This is a genomic window from Chryseobacterium lactis, from assembly GCF_003815875.1.
In the GTDB taxonomy this organism is placed as follows: domain Bacteria; phylum Bacteroidota; class Bacteroidia; order Flavobacteriales; family Weeksellaceae; genus Chryseobacterium; species Chryseobacterium lactis.
In genome coordinates, this window is the sequence record NZ_CP033924.1 from 3,593,388 (window position 1) to 3,610,177 (window position 16,790).

16 protein-coding genes are annotated in these 16,790 nt (G+C 32.7%); 6 read left to right on the top strand and 10 right to left on the bottom strand.

The genetic code is table 11. The features are described from left to right. Positions 1-17: 17 nt before the first annotated feature. The 3 genes from EG342_RS15885 to EG342_RS15895 all read right to left on the bottom strand — a co-directional run bounded on the left by EG342_RS15885 (position 18) and on the right by EG342_RS15895 (position 5,487). Entirely contained in the window at positions 18-1,733 is a 1,716-nt protein-coding gene (locus EG342_RS15885) for a tetratricopeptide repeat protein (protein WP_103294164.1), read from the bottom strand. 194 nt (positions 1,734-1,927) lie between these two features. Continuing rightward, positions 1,928-3,637 (bottom strand): tetratricopeptide repeat protein, encoded by a 1,710-nt coding sequence (locus tag EG342_RS15890; protein WP_103294163.1) that lies wholly within the window; start codon positions 3,635-3,637, stop codon positions 1,928-1,930. Between the two features lie 146 nt (positions 3,638-3,783). Then, positions 3,784-5,487, bottom strand: coding sequence for a LuxR C-terminal-related transcriptional regulator (locus EG342_RS15895; RefSeq protein WP_103294162.1), 1,704 nt, complete (start codon positions 5,485-5,487; stop codon positions 3,784-3,786). Between the two features lie 535 nt (positions 5,488-6,022). Between EG342_RS15895 and EG342_RS15900 the strand changes: the two genes are divergently transcribed. The 3 genes from EG342_RS15900 (at position 6,023) to EG342_RS15910 (ending at position 7,666) form a co-directional block, all read left to right on the top strand. Next, positions 6,023-6,454, top strand: coding sequence for a transposase (locus EG342_RS15900; protein WP_317126821.1), 432 nt, complete (start codon positions 6,023-6,025; stop codon positions 6,452-6,454). Beyond that, positions 6,430-6,771: a transposase gene (locus EG342_RS15905; protein WP_103294161.1), complete on the top strand. Its 342-nt coding sequence runs from the start codon at positions 6,430-6,432 to the stop codon at positions 6,769-6,771. Before EG342_RS15900 ends, EG342_RS15905 begins: the two co-directional genes overlap by 25 nt. A gap of 283 nt (positions 6,772-7,054) precedes the next feature. Further along, positions 7,055-7,666, top strand: a complete 612-nt coding sequence (locus tag EG342_RS15910) for a DUF1062 domain-containing protein (RefSeq protein ID WP_103294160.1) — start codon at positions 7,055-7,057, stop codon at positions 7,664-7,666. 59 nt (positions 7,667-7,725) lie between these two features. Here EG342_RS15910 and EG342_RS15915 read toward each other — a convergent pair whose 3' ends face one another. The 3 genes from EG342_RS15915 to EG342_RS15925 all read right to left on the bottom strand — a co-directional run bounded on the left by EG342_RS15915 (position 7,726) and on the right by EG342_RS15925 (position 10,676). Next, a complete protein-coding gene (locus EG342_RS15915; RefSeq protein ID WP_103294159.1) occupies positions 7,726-8,964 on the bottom strand; it encodes an RNA polymerase sigma factor in 1,239 nt (412 codons plus the stop codon). 90 nt (positions 8,965-9,054) lie between these two features. After that, positions 9,055-9,396 carry a YciI family protein gene (locus EG342_RS15920; RefSeq protein WP_103294158.1) on the bottom strand — a complete coding sequence of 114 codons (342 nt, stop codon included), beginning with the start codon at positions 9,394-9,396 and terminating at the stop codon, positions 9,055-9,057. Positions 9,397-9,515: 119 nt separating this feature from the next. Then, a complete protein-coding gene (locus tag EG342_RS15925; protein ID WP_246008637.1) occupies positions 9,516-10,676 on the bottom strand; it encodes an FAD-dependent oxidoreductase in 1,161 nt (386 codons plus the stop codon). Positions 10,677-10,728: 52 nt separating this feature from the next. Here EG342_RS15925 and EG342_RS15930 point away from each other — a divergent pair, with 52 nt between their 5' ends. The 3 genes from EG342_RS15930 to EG342_RS15940 all read left to right on the top strand — a co-directional run bounded on the left by EG342_RS15930 (position 10,729) and on the right by EG342_RS15940 (position 13,637). Beyond that, the gene (locus EG342_RS15930; protein WP_103294156.1) at positions 10,729-11,691 is read left to right on the top strand and encodes an AraC family transcriptional regulator; all 963 of its coding nucleotides are present in this window, start codon (positions 10,729-10,731) and stop codon (positions 11,689-11,691) included. A gap of 427 nt (positions 11,692-12,118) precedes the next feature. After that, a complete protein-coding gene (locus tag EG342_RS15935) occupies positions 12,119-12,967 on the top strand; it encodes a tetratricopeptide repeat protein (protein WP_103294155.1) in 849 nt (282 codons plus the stop codon). Positions 12,968-13,220: 253 nt separating this feature from the next. Then, entirely contained in the window at positions 13,221-13,637 is a 417-nt protein-coding gene (locus EG342_RS15940; protein WP_246008638.1) for a hypothetical protein, read from the top strand. A 138-nt stretch (positions 13,638-13,775) separates the two neighbouring features. Here EG342_RS15940 and EG342_RS15945 read toward each other — a convergent pair whose 3' ends face one another. From EG342_RS15945 to EG342_RS15960, 4 genes are all read right to left on the bottom strand, one after another. Beyond that, positions 13,776-14,210, bottom strand: coding sequence for a hypothetical protein (locus EG342_RS15945; protein ID WP_103294154.1), 435 nt, complete (start codon positions 14,208-14,210; stop codon positions 13,776-13,778). 6 nt (positions 14,211-14,216) lie between these two features. Beyond that, entirely contained in the window at positions 14,217-14,564 is a 348-nt protein-coding gene (locus EG342_RS15950) for a DoxX family protein (protein WP_103294153.1), read from the bottom strand. Between the two features lie 216 nt (positions 14,565-14,780). Further along, entirely contained in the window at positions 14,781-15,194 is a 414-nt protein-coding gene (locus EG342_RS15955) for a hypothetical protein (RefSeq protein ID WP_103294152.1), read from the bottom strand. A gap of 197 nt (positions 15,195-15,391) precedes the next feature. Further along, a complete protein-coding gene (locus EG342_RS15960) occupies positions 15,392-16,594 on the bottom strand; it encodes an MFS transporter (RefSeq protein WP_103294151.1) in 1,203 nt (400 codons plus the stop codon). Positions 16,595-16,790 lie beyond the last annotated feature (196 nt).

Consider the following 16,790-nt stretch of genomic DNA (forward strand, 5'->3'; position numbering starts at 1 on the left):
TGTTTTGAATTATTTAGTTAGTAGTTCAGGTTACGGATAAAAGTATTTAAATCGTCTTCCTTATTAACTTCTAATTTTTGCTTTAATCTGTGTTTTGTGACACTAACGGTCTTAGGATCTACCTTTAAGGCTGTTGCTATCTGCATATTATCCATATTCAGGTAAATATAGGCGGCATATTTCAGATCAAGATTGGTTAATTTGTTTTTGGCAAGCTCATTAAGGCGTTTAAAGAAATTAGGATGAGTTTCCTGTATAATATCCCGGATCGTGTTGAAATTACGATCCATTAAATGTTCATCCTTAAGTAAATGCTCGATTTTTTTATCTTTAGGTATATTTACTTTCAACTCATTGATAAAAGTATTTTTATGTTCCAACTGGATAGATGTAGCGAGAGCTTGCTTTTGGAGTTGTTCCTGTTTCATCATAGAAAGCTCATTTTCTATTTTCAATTTTTCCTTTTCAGATTCTAAAAATTTTGTTGTTCTTTTGTTAAGTTTCTGACGGTAATGAAGGGTGAAAAAAAGAAAAATAAGTCCCAGAATTGTAGAAATGATGGCCCCGATATACCATATTTCATACTTTTTGTAAGCGTTATTTTTTTCCTCCAGAATGTTTTTTTCCTGTTCAGTCTTGTAAAAAGTATCCAAAGACGTTGTATTGTTTTCATATAATCGCTTATCCTCTTCTGTAATGGTCTCTCTCAATTTTTTTTGATAGGCTAAGGCTTTATCCAACTTGTGTAATTTCTCATAGGCATCAGCTATATTTCTGTACAACGTAATTTTGTATGCTGCAGGAATTTGTTTATCATTAATAAAAGCTTCAGTCTTTAAATAATATTCTAATGCAGTAGTGCTATCTCCCATAAGAGAGTAGGCGCAGCCAATATTATTGAGAAGGGTATATAAATAACGCTTATCTTTAACATCCTCATATAAAGGGAATCCTTTATTGTAATATTCTAAGGCTTTGTTGTAATCCTGATGATTGAGGTAGGTAGCTCCTATATTGCAATAATACAGCAACTGTAATCTTTTTTTGATGTCAGAGTCTGGCATTTGTGAAGTTGCCGCAAAAGCTTTGTTAAAGACAACTTTGGCAGAATCACTATACTTTGTATCTTGAGTACTGACGGATTGATCAATATAAAAATTACCTGTATCAGTATTAATTATACTTAGTAAAAGGCCGCTTTTTGATTCTTCAGCAAACTTAATGGCTGACCTAAATTCTGCAATATTTCTCTTTTCAAAATGATTTTTCCTTAAAGCAATAAATTTTGCGTGATAAAGCATTGCAAGCATAAAATTTTCATGAGGATGCTTTTTGAAAATAGTAACACTTTTAGCAAAAGATTTAATATACAAATCCCACTTATTGATTGCCTGATAATAGATGGTATTGCCGTACTCTACATAAGCTTCGTCAATTTCATTTCCTGTTTTACCAGCTATGTCTTTTGCTTTCTGAATCATCTTTAACAACTGAGCATTACTATCCTTTTCATCCATAAGCTTATAATAATAGGCAAGATAAATGTAGCCAATAACTTGTCGGGATTTGTTTTCAGATTTTAAAAATCTATTTTCTGTAAATATCTTAGCTTCCTCCAATTTGTTACTGAAAAGAAGCGCATATAATTCTTGTTGGTCTTTATCGGTATCACTTTGAGCCAAAGAAAAAATGGGGAATATCAATAAAATAAAGACTAAAATGGACCTTTTCATTTTTGGGAATTAAATTTAAATATTATCTATAATTTGTGTTTCTTAAATATAATATTTTACTAATACAAAATCAAAGTTAATTTATAAAATAAAATGTTCTTTTTTTAATTAAAAAAAATTATAGGAAGGTTTGAGTGTAAATACAATAAAATCCACCTCTTAAGAGATGGATTTTGATTTTTATGTGATAGAAATTAGTATTTCATAGTACGAATGAAGGTATTTAAATCTTGCCCTTTCCCAACACCAAGCTTTTGTTTTAACCGATATTTTGTGACGCTAACGGTTTTGGGATCTACTTTTAGGGCTGTTGAAATCTGCATATTATCCATATTCAGGTAAATATAGGCTGCATATTTCAGGTCCAGATTGGTTAATCTGTTTTTGGCAAGCTCATTCAAGCGTTTAAAAAAATTAGGATGGGTTTCCTGTATGATATCTCGGATGGTATTGAAATTATTGTCTATCAGTTGTTCATCTTTTAATAAATGATTGAGTTTTTTGTCTTTAGGCATATTTACTTTCAGTTCATTAATAAATGTGTTTTTATGTTGGAGCTGAATAGATGTGGCCAGGGCCTGCCTTTGGAGTTGCTCCTGTTTCATGATAGAGAGTTCATTTTCCATGTGTAATTTTTCTTTCTCCGATTCTAAAAGGCTGGTTGTTCTTTTGTTGAGCTTCTTGCGATAATCGAGGGTAAAGAAAAGTAAAATAAGTCCTAAAACTGTAGAAATGATGGCGCTGATATACCACATTTCATACTTCTTGTAAGCTATGTTTTTTTCTTTCAGAATATTTTTTTCCTGTTCAGTCTGATAAAAAGTGTCCAGAGATTTGCTGTTGTCGTCGTATAGTCGCTTATCTAATGCGATAATTGTTTCCTTACATTTTTTTTCATATTCTAAAGCTTTATCCAACATCCGCAATTTTTCGTACGCTTCAGATATATTTAAATACAGTTTAACTTTATATTTATCTGTAATTTGTTTGTCCGCATTCATTGACTCTGCCTTTAAATAGTATTTTAATGCCAGGTTGTTATCCTGCATAAGTGCATAGGTATAGCCTATATTATTAAATAAGCTCCATAAATAAAACTTGTCTTTGTCATTATTATACAACTGTAATCCCTTATTATAGTTTGCTAAAGCTTTGGAATATTCCCGATCATTGGTATAAATTGATCCGATATTGGTATAATAAAAAAACTGCAGTTTTTTGCTTACATAAGAATTTTGCACCTGCTGAGCTATTTTGAGGCTTTGGTTAAAAGCAGTTATTGCGGAATCTTTATATTTTTTTGCGGTATTATTTTGATAGGCATAAAAGCCTCCTAAAAAATTATAGCCTGAACTTATGAGAAATTTATTTTTAGACTGCAGGGCATATTTTAAAGCTAAAGTATAGTCAGTAACATTCCTGTTCTCAAGAGGGTTGGCTTCCGTATTCATAAGTTTTGAATAATAAAGTAGCGTTAACATGAAGTTTTCATGGGGGCGCTTTTTAAAAATGCTTATACTTTTTTGTAATGATTTAATATACAAGTCCCACTTATTTATTTTTTGATAGTATATTGTGTTAGCGTACTCCACATAAGCTTCATCAATCTCATTCCCAGTTTCCTTTGCAATATCTTGTGCTTTCTGTAAGGTTTTCAGTAGTTGATCATTACCATCTTGCTCATCATTAATTTTATAATAAAGTATGAGATAGACGTAGCCAATGATTTGCCTGGATCTGCTTTCAGATTTAAGAAACCTACTATCTATAAAAATTTTAGCTTCTGGCAATTTTCTTACAAATAAAAGCGAATACAAGTCTTGCTGATCTTTGTCTGTATCACTTTGAGCTAAAGAAAAGACAGGAAGCAGAAGCAAAATTAATATTGAAATATACCTTTTCATTTTCTCGGATTAAATTTAGACTATCTATAAATTGTTTTTTTTAATATAATATTTTGTTAAGATAAAATTCAGGTAGCTTGTATGCGAGTAAAAAATGAAAAAATTTCTTTCTTATAAGATGGATTTTGATTTTTATGCGTTGGGAATTAATAGTTCATGGTACGAATGAAGGTATTCAAATCTTGTCCTTTCCTGACGCCTAGTTTTTGTTTTAATCTATATTTTGTAACGCTGACGGTTTTAGGATCTACTTTTAAAGCGGTTGCAATCTGGATGTTATCCATATTCAGATAAATATAAGCGACATATTTCAGATCAAGATTGGTTAATCTGTTTTTAGCAAGTTCGTTGAGACGTTTAAAAAAATTAGGATGAGTTTCCTGTATAATGTCCCGGATCGTGTTGAAATTATTGTCCATCAGTTGTTCATCCTTTAGCAAATGATTGAATTTTTTGTCCTTTGGCAAATTTACTTTCAGTTCATTGATGAACGTATTTTTATGCTCCAGTTGGATGGATGTGGCCAGAGCTTGCCTCTGAAGCTGCTCCTGTTTCATGATAAAAAGTTCATTTTCCATTTTTAATTTTTGTTTCTCTGATTCTAAAAGGCTGGTTGTTTTTTTGTTGAGTTTCTGTCTATAATCGAGAGTAAAGAAAAGCAAAATAAGTCCTAAAACTATAGAGATAATAGCGCTTATATACCATATTTCATACTTCTTATAAGATTTGTTTTTCTCTTCCAGAATATTTTTTTCTTGCTCTGTCTGGTAAAAGGTATCCAAAGATCTAGTATTATTTTCATAGAGCCGTTTATCTTCTTTGATAATAGTTTCTCTGGCTTTTTTGTCATAAACTAAAGCCTTATCGAAAAGATGCATTTTTTCATATAATTTTGATATATTCAAGTAGAGTCCAATTCTATTTTGATCAGTAACTTGTTTGTCTGTACTCACTATTTCCGCTTTTTGATAATATTTCAATGCCGTATCATTATCCTGCATAAGAACATAAAGGTAACCTATGTTAGTAAGTAAACTCCATATGTAGAATTTATCTTTATAATCATAAGTTTGTAGTCCCTTGTTGAAAATTTGTAGTGTTTTCGAATATTCTTTGTTGTTAGCGTAAGTTATTCCCACATTATTATAATAATAGAACTGTACTTTTTTCCGTACCTCAATGTCTTTTATTTTTAAAGATACTTCAAAGCCTTTGTTATAAGCTGCAATGGTGGAATCAACGTGTTTCTGTTTAGGAGCAAAGGTATTGTAGAAAGTACCTATGTCATAATAGGTAGCGCTAATCAGCAAACTATTTCCAGATAGAAGAGCAAATTTATTGGCTAAAATACAATCAGAAAGATTAACAGTTTCAAGACGATTCATAGAGGTGTTTTTAACCTTTCCTATATAAAGTACAGCAAGCACAAAATTCTCATGGGGATTTTTCTTAAATATATTTACGCTTTTTACAAATGATTTAACATACAAATCCCACTTATTGATCTTAGCATAATACATAGTATTAGCATACTCAACATAAGCTTCATCAATTTCCTTTCCGGTTTCGGTCGCAATTTTTTTTGCCTTCTTTATGGAATTTATTACTTCGATATCTTTATTCCTTGCGTCAGTCAATGTATAATATTGTGTAAGATAAGCGTAACCAATAATTTGTCGTGATTTATTCCCGGATTTCAAAAAATTGTTTTCAATCAGCATTTTAGCCTTGTCTAATTGTCCACTATATAAATACGAGTACAACTCTTGCTGATCTTTGTCGACATCACTTTGAGCCAAAGAAAAGACGGGTAGAAGGAGCAAAATTAATATTGAAATATACCTTTTCATTTTCAGAGATTGATTTAAAATTATCTATTGTTTGTGTTTGTTTAAATATAAAATATAGTTTATTCCTAATTTAAGATTTATAATAATCGAAAGATAGAATATTCTTTGTTTACTTAATTATTATCTATCACAAAGCCTTATTTTGTGTAGTGAAGTCTGTTTTGTAAACGTTTTGTATATATTAAAATTTTCATATGTATATAAATTGTTGTTGTCTAAATTATTTATTAATTCACTATTAAACGAAATTTGAGGGTAAAAGATGAGGGTACATATATCCATTCTTATCTAAAAAATTCAGGCACCTGTAGAATAAATGCAACAATCCTGTTATCAGGGACAGTGGTATTCTTAAATATATGAATATAAAATGATTGGATCTTTAGGAACAAATGGAGTGATGAGGATTCACTCTGCGAAATATACAAATAAAAAACAAAAACACAAGATAGAAGATTTGTAGTACGGGATACTACTATCCCGTGCTTACAATTCTTTCTATTGAACTTTTTATACTAATTGAAAAAATGAACACATGATGAACTTTAAAAATATACACATTGGCACTTTCATAAAACAAAAAGTTTTAGAAAGTGAAATGAAAATATCCCGAATCTGTAATTTTTTTAAATGTACTGAAGAAGAAATAGAAGTGATGTATGAGGCTCAAAGTCTAGATACGGAAATCTTGCTGCGTTGGAGCAAATTACTAAAATATGACTTCTTTAGGATATATACTCAGCATTTGATCGTACATGCCTCATTATCGGCTTGTATGGGCAATAAAAAAAGTCCAGAAGGACCATTACTGCAACCAAGCTTTAGAAAAAACATTTATACTCAGGAAATCATCGAATTTATATTAGAGTTGATCGAGACAGGAGAAAAAGACAAATATCAGATTATAAAAGAATATAGAATCCCTAAAACCACCCTTCACAAATGGATAAGCAGAAACAAAAAATAGGCCCGGATTATCAGAAAATTTACTCTGATATTATCAACAAAAAATATCCTGATAAAAAAGATGTCTGTGAATACTTGTTGGAAAAACAGCATTTATCAGTTTTAGAAGTAATTGAACTAAACCAGAGGATATTTGGTTCTACCAAGAAGTGCAGTCAGAAATATCGTTCGTATACAGAGTCTGACATTTTGCAAATGTTGGATTATCAGAGAAAAAATCAATTAAATAATACAGAACTGGCTCAATATTTTTCGCTAAGCAGAAACTCTGTAACAAAATGGAAAAGACAATTTCCAAACGTAAATTTAAATACATAATATAAAATTGTTTATTTTTACACTAACCAAGTAAATAACTCGTTTTGAGAACGACTCTTAAACTTATTATAGCTTAGTATTAGCCTCAGAAACCACAGGCTAATCATTCTTTTGTTCAGGTAATTCTACCTGAACAGGTTTTCATTGAATCATATTATGAATTGCATTGCTTGAAAAAGGAATTGCTTTAGCGAGTCCAGTTGTAACAATTTTTTGATTATAAACTGGAAAGCACTCATAATATCTAAAACTTAATAAAGAATACTAAGCACGATAATAAGTCATGAGTCAACATATATGGGAGGTGAAAGTGAAAAATACCCCTCTTCTAAAAAAGAAATGCAATCACTGTGATAGCAGTAGATTCCGTTGCAGCGATAAATTCAGATTAAATGCCCAGAAAAAAAATATAGATATTTGGTTAATTTACAGATGTGTACAATGTAACAACCGATATAATATGACTTTGTTTTCCAGGATCAGAACAGAATCTATAAGCAAAGAATTGTTTAATCAACTTTCAGAAAATGATGCAAATACAGCCTGGGAATATGCGTTTTCCCATGAAACAAGACGGAAAAATAATGTAGACGCTGATCTGGAAAGCGTTGAATATGAAATACTGTATGATGATACTTGGACAGAAGACACGATTTGTTCCGGTAATGAAATGATAACATTTACCATTAAAAACCTTTTTGATTTTAATCTTAGAATCTCATCTGTTATCAGAACATGTCTGAAGATTTCTTCAAGTACACTGGATCGGTTAATTAATGAAGAAGCCATTTCCGTTGATGGAAGAGCTTTGCAAAAGAAACATAGAGTTAGAAATGGTGATATTGTTCAGGTGAATGCTGAACAATTAAGACGGCTATATCAAGATATAAGATAGTGCAAAAAGTTATTTAGTGATTATTAAAAGCCTCCAAATTAAAGATATTGGAGGCTTTGTTACATGGTTTGTTTTAAGCCATTGATCTGTTTTTGCAAAGTTTGCTTTTCTGATTTTGATGACGTAAGACGAATAGCTTCTTCAAAATGTTTCATCGCCAGCTCCTTATTTATTTCTGTATATAAATAACCCAACAATCCATGATAATACTCATTTTCAGTTAGATTCAGCTTTTTAGCTTCAATAATGGCTTTCTTATTTCCATATACTTTTGAAAATACAAAGGTTCGGTTTAATACAGTAATAGGGGAGTACTCCATAATAACAAGCTGATTGTACAGGTCTAAAATAGCATGCCATTTATCGGGACTTAATGATGAGGTGTGCCAATAGGCAATAGCGGCTTCCAGATGATATTTTGAGACTTGGGTATTGCTCGTGTCACAAGCCCGTACGAGATAATAATTTCCTTTTTCTATTAATGTCTGATCCCACAGACTTTCATCCTGTTCATCAAAAAGAATGGCTTCACCCTGATTATTTATTCTTGCCTCCAGCCGCGAACTTTGAAAACACATCAGAGCAAGCAAAGCATTAGTATCTGGCGTATCGGTAATGGAATGATCTATCAAAATCAGTGTCAGTCGAATGGCTTCCAGACAAAGATCTTTTCGGATTAAAAGAGGATGGGTCCGGGAAAAATAACCTTCATTAAATAATAAATATAATGTTTTCAATACCGTTTCCAGACGAAGAAGAATGTCCTTTTCTTGTAATGATTCTATTTTAAAATGATATGCCCTGAGCGCGTCTTTCCCCCGTTGTAAACGCTTCTTTATAGTTTCAGGCTTTGAAAGAAATGCATTGGCAATCTCGTCTACACTGAATCCGCAAAGAATCTGAAGTGCGAGACATATTTGTGTTTCCCGGGAATTAATAGGGTTGCAGATCGTAAAAATCATTTCCAGCTGGCTGTCGGATATGTTTTTGGTGTCAAATTCTATTATTTGTTCTTGTTCTGATTTTATTGTTTTTAATTCAGTTTTGATATTCTTTTCAATGACGGCAAGATGCTTAAAGTAATCTTTTACTTTATTTTTTGCAACCGTATAAAGCCATGCCGTCGGATTTTCAGGCAACCCGTGGATAGCCCAATATTCTGATGCTTTGAGAAAGGTTTCACTGGCAATATCTTCTGCAATTTCAATATGTTTTATATCAAAGGTTTTACAAAGTACAGCAACAATCTTACTGTACTCAGTTCTGAATAAATGTGGAGTTATTTCATTCGGATTCATAACAATAATAAATAGACCCTATCAAAATTTGAGGATAAAATCAAATATATAAAATCCTTTTTAGCCTTACATCTTCCGAAACGTACAATTTTATAATGTACTAATTTCTCTGATCTCAACACTTCCGCCAAAAACAAGAATCGGACATTCTTTACATAAATTCGTTGCTTCCTCAAGGGAATCTGCGTTGATCAGAGTATAGCCCATTATGGATTCTTTGATTTCTGTGTATGGGCCGTCTGACAATATCCCTCCCGATTTTAAAACCTGTCCAGAAGCTTCCAAGCGGTTACCTTTGTCTGACAATTTATTTTGTGCAGCGATACTGGCGATCCAGTTCATCCATTTTTGGGTATTAGCCTGCATTTGTTCAGGTGATGTCTTAGGTATAGATTTGTAGTCTGCTCTGAAGACTAATAAGAATTCTTTCATTGTATTCAATTTTTAATTCATAATCATAACGACTGACTTTTTAAGAAAGGGACAGATTTTAAAATTAAATATACTGAATAGCTTTTGGCTGGCATCAGAATAAGTTCTTCTGCTTGTCATTAATGAATCAATTGTTGAAAAGAAAAGCCAGGATCATGCATCTCTGTTTCGTTTTTGGATGATGAAAGTTGAGCTTCGGTAGCATAGACAAACATTTGCTGTTCGTAATTGGCAATGGCATCCTGAAGAGAGGTGTACTTCCCGTCCGTTAAATTGTTGGATAAAATTAAAGCATCCAATAATCCGATATTGACGCCTTGGCCGGCAAAAGGTGGCATCAGGTGAGCGGCATCTCCTATCAGTGTAATGGGTAAAGGGCGGTTATGCTTCCACGGTGTACTCAACGGTAGTTTTCTTGTGGGCAAGCTCCAGAAAGTTGAGGTGGATTGAAATAAATCTTTATAGCGAGGATCCCACTGTGAAAATTGTTCCAATAGAAATTCATGGATAGTATTGGTGTCTTTTGGATTAAATGGATAGTTTTCATCTTTTTTTAGAATAATACCATAAGTCAAAGCACCATTGTTATTGGGATTGATTACAATCAGATTGCCTTGATAAGCGGTCATTAATCTTTTGCCGTCACATAATGCATACCATTCAGGACAATCCGTTTCAGGATTTGGAATATCGCCCTGAATAATTAGGGTTCCGGTATCTTCAACCACTGTATCCGTAACGTACTTTCTGATGCCGGACATTCCGCCATTAGCTACTATGATAAGGTCGGCAGAAGCTTGTGAACCATTTTCAAAAGATAAAAGCCATTTGTCGTCGCCCACTTCAAGTTCAGTACATTTCCAATCCCAGACCACTGTATTTTCTGCCAAACTGTTCAGTAATATTTTTCTAAGATTGTTTCTGTTGATTTCAGGATTATCAAACTGATTTTCCGGAGTTATTTGTTTCGTAGAAAGAATGTTAAGGTGTTGATCGGTCATAATGATGCCCATTGGTACTGCCATTTTGTAATAAGAATCCAGTAATCCGGCCTTTTTCATAGCTTTCTGACCGGAGGTTTTGTGAAGGTCCAATGTTCCTCCAAAAATTCTGGCGGAAGGATTTTCATCTCTTTCGTAAACGGTAACATCCACATTTTGCTGTTGAAGCAATCTGGCCATTGTCAGTCCAACCGGACCGGCTCCGATAATAGCCACTTTTTTATCTTTTAAGATCATAATTTTTATAATGTTGTTGATGAGTACAAAATTGCGAGACATTTTAGGAATAAAATAATTATATTAGACCTAAAAATAGCTGTAAAAGACTTTTATGGAAAAAGATGATCAAACAGTTCCGGATGTTTTAAAGAAACTGGCCGGTTTACTGGGAACAGAAATAAAAGACAGAAAACTGATCATTCCTTCTCAGTTTGGAAGCGGATACTGCTCGGGATTCATTTTTAATCAACACATGAGAATGTTGATCAGTAATTATGAATTAAATGAAGATATACAGATTAAGAATTCTGATCTTACTACAGCGAAGAAAATGATATTTTTTAAGTTTCAGAATGTGTTTCCTGATACTGAAACATTACAGCAAGGAAGATATATATCAGCACTACCTTCAGTATTAATAGGAACCAGCCGTATCAACACTGACGAAGTTATTTCGATTCACAGCAATACCGCTACCATTAATATAGAAACAGACGCTTCGTATCTTAACGGATTGTTTCAGACATCGGAGCAATCACCGCTTTTACAAAGTCTTCTACAGAATACACAGCCTTTTCTTTTTGAACAAATGATATATCCCTCTTTACAACGTATTGTAGATGAGATTATTTCTGAGCAGGTAGATGAGACTTTTAAACTGTTTTTTCTAAGGGTAAAAGCTGAAGAGTTGATTTGCAACTTATTGATGGAACTGGAAAAACGGGAGGAAAAACGTCTGTATGCGCTGAATAGTAAGGATGTTGAAGCTATGTACAAAGTGAAGGAAAAAATTCTCGAACATCTTGAGATACCTCCGATTATTCAAAATCTGGCAACCGAAGCAGGAATGAGTCCTACAAAGCTGAAACGTCTGTTCAAACAGATCTTTGGAAGTAGTATTTTCAGCTACTATCAAGAGTTTAGAATGAAGGAAGCTGCTTTTTTATTGAAAGAAAAAAAATATGCGGTTTCTGAAGTGGGATATTTGATGGGATTTACCAATTTAAGCCATTTTTCAAAAGTTTTTAAAGAACATTTTGGACTGAATCCCAAGCAGTATTCAATGATTTCTTAATGGAAGATAACCATTTGTTATTTCAGCTATTCAAATATGACAAAAACAACAAAATGACAGAATTTTTGTTATCAGGCGTAAGTCTTTATAATGTTGAATTTAAAAAAATAAAATAGTAACATTTTTAATAATTATGTAATTAAAACATAAGATCAGGTAAAAAGGAGAAAAAATGTTATTTCAATGTTGAGGTGACCTTTTGTTTATTCTTTTGAATCTCATACTTTTAATAGAATTTTAACGTTTTAAAATGATGTATCTGCTTCTTTTTCAGTTGAAAAGGATCTTTTTAAAAGAATTGGAATACTATTTGTAATGCAATATTGAAATTCTGATGAGAAAATTTATTAACAGTCAAATATGAATATCTGAATGACAAAAGATTTAAAATTTAAAAGTAATTACCATATTAAAAAATTATAAAAACATGTTCCCCCCTCAATCTCAATTAAACAAACTCTACCATTTATTTTATAGACTTTTTACACTTCTGTCATGCAGTATTTTCATTACCGGATTATATGGACAGGGTTCTTTCTCTCCCAAACAATTCGACAGTCTGTTACTCAAAAAAACCGAATCGCTTCGTATTCAGGGGGATTATGAAAATTTAGTAAGACTTAATAAAGATTATTTAAACATAGCGGAAGAAAAAAAATACAAGGAAGGTATTATTCTTTGCTATATCAATATTTCCAATATTTCAGCAACGATCGGCAACTATAAAAGGGGCTTATCTTACCTTTCTTTAGCGGAGAAAGAACTGAAAACAATAAACAATCCTGTATTAAAAGCCAGACTTTATCAGGAACACGGCCAGTTAAATGGTGTCATTGGTTTGTATAAAAGTGCCCTTGAGTTCAATGCAAAAGGATTATATTATCTGAAAAGTACCTCTGATCAGGAGAGAAGAAAGTTTTATTTATATAGGTTATATGCGAATAGAGCTGAATTTTTATACAAGGCAAACAATCCGGATTCTGCTTATATTTATTTGCAAAAAGGAAAAATGGTTGATAGTCAGGGAGTTTTGTTGAACACACTTTTGGCTAAACATCATTTATCCTATACGAAAAGATTAGATTCGGCTCTGATCTATCTTCAGAAAGCTTCGGCCAGAATTGTTAATACCGGAAAGGTGAATGTTCAGAGTGGCTTTGTATACCTTACTTATGGAGACTATTATTACGCAGTAAAAGATTACAATACAGCCTTACGTTATTATAATAGTAAAATACTGCTTAAAAGCCCTTTTTATCAATGTAGCAGCAAATGAGGTATGTATGTAGTATGATGATGTTGTTGTTATTTATGATAAGTTTTTAAAATTTGCAAAATCAAAAGAGGGGCAAAAAAATATATACCAAAAACTAAAGATTCTAAAAACACACAATGATTTGACCCCTCTTTATTGTAAAAGATTCATGATAAAAGTAAGTGATGAAAAGAGAAATAATTTAATTGAAAAATAGTTCTTAGAAGAGGGAAATAAGCTTATATTTAGTAATTATTTAAAATACATTAAACATATGAAAAACGCAAAATTATTAATCACAGCAATGACTGTTGTCTTGTTCTCATCAACAGTTTCTGCTCAGCTTGTCCCTAAAGGTGGAGTAGGTTCTGATAAAGATAAGCATGGATGTAAAGGATCTGCAGGCTTTACGTTTTCAGTATTGAAAAATGATTGTATTCGTCTTTTTGAGCAAAAAATCCAATTGAAAGAAGTAGACTCTAAAAAATCATATACTTCTAACGCTACGGTAATCTTTAGTGAAGATGAGCAGAAAGCAGAATTATTTTTACCTTCATCAGAAGGAAGTCTTATACTGGATAAAGTAAATTCAAAGAAAGCGGTAGTGTATAAGAAAGGAAAATATCATTTAACTAAAGTAAAAAACTCTTACACTTTAAAACTAGCCAATAAGCTGGTCTTCAAAAGCTAAAAGTAATAAGTAAAGCAATCTTCATTAGCATTACGACACGATTTGTTTATTTTCGTGCATAAAAGAAGAGAGACTCCCTCATAGTCTCTCTTTGTTTTTGTTCTCTTTTTTAAATAAACTGGCTTTAGAAGCATATTGTCACTTTGCCTGTCCTATGTCGAGCCTTTCAAATTTCCCTTCAAAATTTTTGTGAAATTTGAAAAATACAGGAAATGTACCCCATTGTCCTGCCTTAAAATCTCCATAAACATCTTTTCCGTTATTTTCTACCCTGTCTATGGTGAGAAACATCTCTTTGCCTAACGCTTTAGCAAAAAAAGACTTAAAATCAACTGTATTGCCGTCATCAGTCATAGCTGGACTGTCAATGAAGAAACTGTACCAGCTTTTGTCTCCGCTTTGAAGTGCTTCTATGGCTTGTTGTACTGTAGTATCTGTGATTTTTGATAGATCCATATTGTGTTGTTTTTTTGAGATTTGAATTGATTTTTTTTGTTCTTTACCTGTATTTTGTCCACAAGCCAAAGATGAAAGGCTTATGGTACATATTGTGATGATGCTGTATTTCTTCATACGCGGTTAGTTTTTAAGAGGGTGTTGAAGATAAATGATAAGCAAGTTTAAACAGAGAAATGGCAGTTCAATCATAGCTCCTTTGATATCTTTATTCATGAGATGAAAACAGATAATTAATAAGATTCCGGCAGCCATTAAAAAATTTCCCCAGATAAATGTTTTAGGAAATAAAATCAGGATGGATGCAAGGATTGTAACAGCGCCGTTAATCATCAGTCCTGTTTTGTCAAAACCCCATTTTCCAAACATTTCAGTCATTTCAGGTTTTCCGGAAAACATAGCAATCCCTTGCTTAAAGCCCATGAAAACAGCGATCAGTATTAGTATGGAGTTAATAATCTTTATAATCATTTTGAATGTTTTTTATGTGGTTTATTTCTTTATTGCACTCAGTGGTACTTTAAAAAAATATTTATCTATACAAATATGCACGAAATGAATGACGTATGAATGGTGAATTTTTCGGAAGTTCTTATCCTATTGTGTATTTCTCATTACCATGGTAAAAAGAAAACCACAGCCTATTGAATAAGCTGTGGTTTTCCACAATAACTAAGAACTATTTAATTACGATTCTGTCTTCAGATAACCAAAATGCAAAGCCGGTTCTTTTCCGAACAAACACGAGAAGATGTTCTGAAACTCGTGAATATATTTACATTTGATAGCATTCCCGTATATTTTCAATCCTTCCAGTATTTTTCTGGAGCTTAGGTCTATATCATACTTGATGAATGCTTCCGGTCTTTCGTATCGTATTCTCTGATCCGAACTGTATGTTCTTGAAAACCCAAGCTTTTCAAGCCATTCTTCCGTTATTTTAATGGGTTTAATAGTATCTGCCGGAACTGAGATACTGTGAATATCATTTTCAATTTGAACAAAATATGCCTGTTCTATACTCTGAAAAATTTCAGTGATCGTATAAATCTGATTTTTGTACTCGACTAAGTTTTTGATTTTAAGATCTGCAACGTTCATAATATTTTGATGTTTTAAGGATGATATGGTAGTCTATAAAATAGCAAATACTATGCCTTGCATCGAAGTGTAAGAGGGTGTTTCAGTGAAGATTAGGTTAATTTTTTACATATAATATTTAATATTATGTTAAAATACCGAGGTACAGCAGGCTGCAGTCATTTGTTGGTATTTAAAAACATGGTATCGGTGTGGTATCAGAAAGCTTTTTTTTCTTGCGAAGAAGAATTGGCAGTGGCTAATAAAAGGGCAATTATAATGGAAAAAAGAAGAACAGCAATGAAACTGGTCCATGCATAAGCATGAAGAAGATATCCTGTGCCGCTTCCTAAAATACTGGATCCGAAATAATAAAACAGCCAGTAAATAGAAGTTGCCGAAGATTTTCCGCGTTTTGCATAAAGGGCAGTCATCTGACTTGCCATGGTGTGGGCTGCAAAAAAGGATAAGGTAAAAAGACCAAGCCCGAAAATAAGAATGTAAATATTTTCTGAAAGCAATAAAGATGCTCCTATCAGCATAAACAAAATAGAACCTTTCAAAATATCATTCATACGGAATCTTTTGGACAGCCGTCCTACGATCATAGTTCCAAAAACTCCGAAAATATACATTAGGAATATAAATGCGATGATAAAATGACTTAAAGAAAATGGCTGAGCTTCTAACCTGAATGTGAGATAATTGTAGACACTTACAAAAACACCCATTAATAAAGCGGCAATGAAATATAAACGAAGCATGTATGGATTCGTCAGAAAGAACTTCATTTGTTTTACTTTAAGGTGATAATCCGTTTTCTGGGGATTAAAGAATTTTGATTCCGGAAATAGTTTCCAGAAGATAATCCCAAGGAGTAAGCTTTCTATCCCGATCAGCAAAACGGCATTTCGCCATCCGAATTCTCCCGCAAAAATCGTAGCCAGTATTCTTCCACTCATTCCTCCGATTGTATTTCCACTCAGATACATACTGATAGCAGATCCTATGACCGCTGTGTGTACTTCTTCGGTAAGATAGGCGAGAGCCACAGCCGAAACGCCGGAAACAACAAACCCTTTGAAGATTCCGATCGCAATTAATAAACTTAAGCTGGGAATCCAGGTAGAAATAATTGTGAGCAATGCTGAAGAAAGTAAAGAAAAGGTCATCAATGCCTTTCTCGAATAGCTGTCTGCTTTAAAAGCGAAAAATAATAATCCCAATGCCATACCGATTGTTGATGAAGACACGAGCAGGGAAGTATCACCAACCGATACTTTAAAATACTCCGCTGCCATGGGCAACATAGGCTGAAAAAGATAGAGCTGTGCAAATACCGAAAGCCCGGAAAAGAAAATACAAAGTTTTATATATCGGAAACGTCGGCTTCCCTGATCTGCTTTTTCAGATTGATTCATGATTTTCGCAATTTGCAATGCTGTGGTTTATAGAAATCTTAGGTTCTGTAAATTTCCTGATTATTTTTTGAATTTAAAAATCATTATCTCAATGGTTATAATAGGTGTCGGTTATTAGGAATGAAGGCCTATCCGGAAAGTAAAAATCAAAATTCACCCTCATCTTTATCAAACGAAGTTAGAAATTGAAAACTCA

Excerpts from the sequence above, each read along its gene's own strand:
- EG342_RS15885 (WP_103294164.1), bottom strand. The coding sequence starts at position 1,733 with ATGAAAAGGTCCATTTTAGTCTTTATTTTATTGATATTCCCCATTTTT.
- EG342_RS15890 (WP_103294163.1), bottom strand. The coding sequence starts at position 3,637 with ATGAAAAGGTATATTTCAATATTAATTTTGCTTCTGCTTCCTGTCTTT.
- EG342_RS15895 (WP_103294162.1), bottom strand. The coding sequence starts at position 5,487 with ATGAAAAGGTATATTTCAATATTAATTTTGCTCCTTCTACCCGTCTTT.
- EG342_RS15900 (WP_317126821.1), top strand. The coding sequence starts at position 6,023 with ATGATGAACTTTAAAAATATACACATTGGCACTTTCATAAAACAAAAA.
- EG342_RS15905 (WP_103294161.1), top strand. The coding sequence starts at position 6,430 with ATGGATAAGCAGAAACAAAAAATAGGCCCGGATTATCAGAAAATTTAC.
- EG342_RS15910 (WP_103294160.1), top strand. The coding sequence starts at position 7,055 with ATGAGTCAACATATATGGGAGGTGAAAGTGAAAAATACCCCTCTTCTA.
- EG342_RS15915 (WP_103294159.1), bottom strand. The coding sequence starts at position 8,964 with ATGAATCCGAATGAAATAACTCCACATTTATTCAGAACTGAGTACAGT.
- EG342_RS15920 (WP_103294158.1), bottom strand. The coding sequence starts at position 9,396 with ATGAAAGAATTCTTATTAGTCTTCAGAGCAGACTACAAATCTATACCT.
- EG342_RS15925 (WP_246008637.1), bottom strand. The coding sequence starts at position 10,676 with ATGTCTCGCAATTTTGTACTCATCAACAACATTATAAAAATTATGATC.
- EG342_RS15930 (WP_103294156.1), top strand. The coding sequence starts at position 10,729 with ATGGAAAAAGATGATCAAACAGTTCCGGATGTTTTAAAGAAACTGGCC.
- EG342_RS15935 (WP_103294155.1), top strand. The coding sequence starts at position 12,119 with ATGTTCCCCCCTCAATCTCAATTAAACAAACTCTACCATTTATTTTAT.
- EG342_RS15940 (WP_246008638.1), top strand. The coding sequence starts at position 13,221 with ATGAAAAACGCAAAATTATTAATCACAGCAATGACTGTTGTCTTGTTC.
- EG342_RS15945 (WP_103294154.1), bottom strand. The coding sequence starts at position 14,210 with ATGAAGAAATACAGCATCATCACAATATGTACCATAAGCCTTTCATCT.
- EG342_RS15950 (WP_103294153.1), bottom strand. The coding sequence starts at position 14,564 with ATGATTATAAAGATTATTAACTCCATACTAATACTGATCGCTGTTTTC.
- EG342_RS15955 (WP_103294152.1), bottom strand. The coding sequence starts at position 15,194 with ATGAACGTTGCAGATCTTAAAATCAAAAACTTAGTCGAGTACAAAAAT.
- EG342_RS15960 (WP_103294151.1), bottom strand. The coding sequence starts at position 16,594 with ATGAATCAATCTGAAAAAGCAGATCAGGGAAGCCGACGTTTCCGATAT.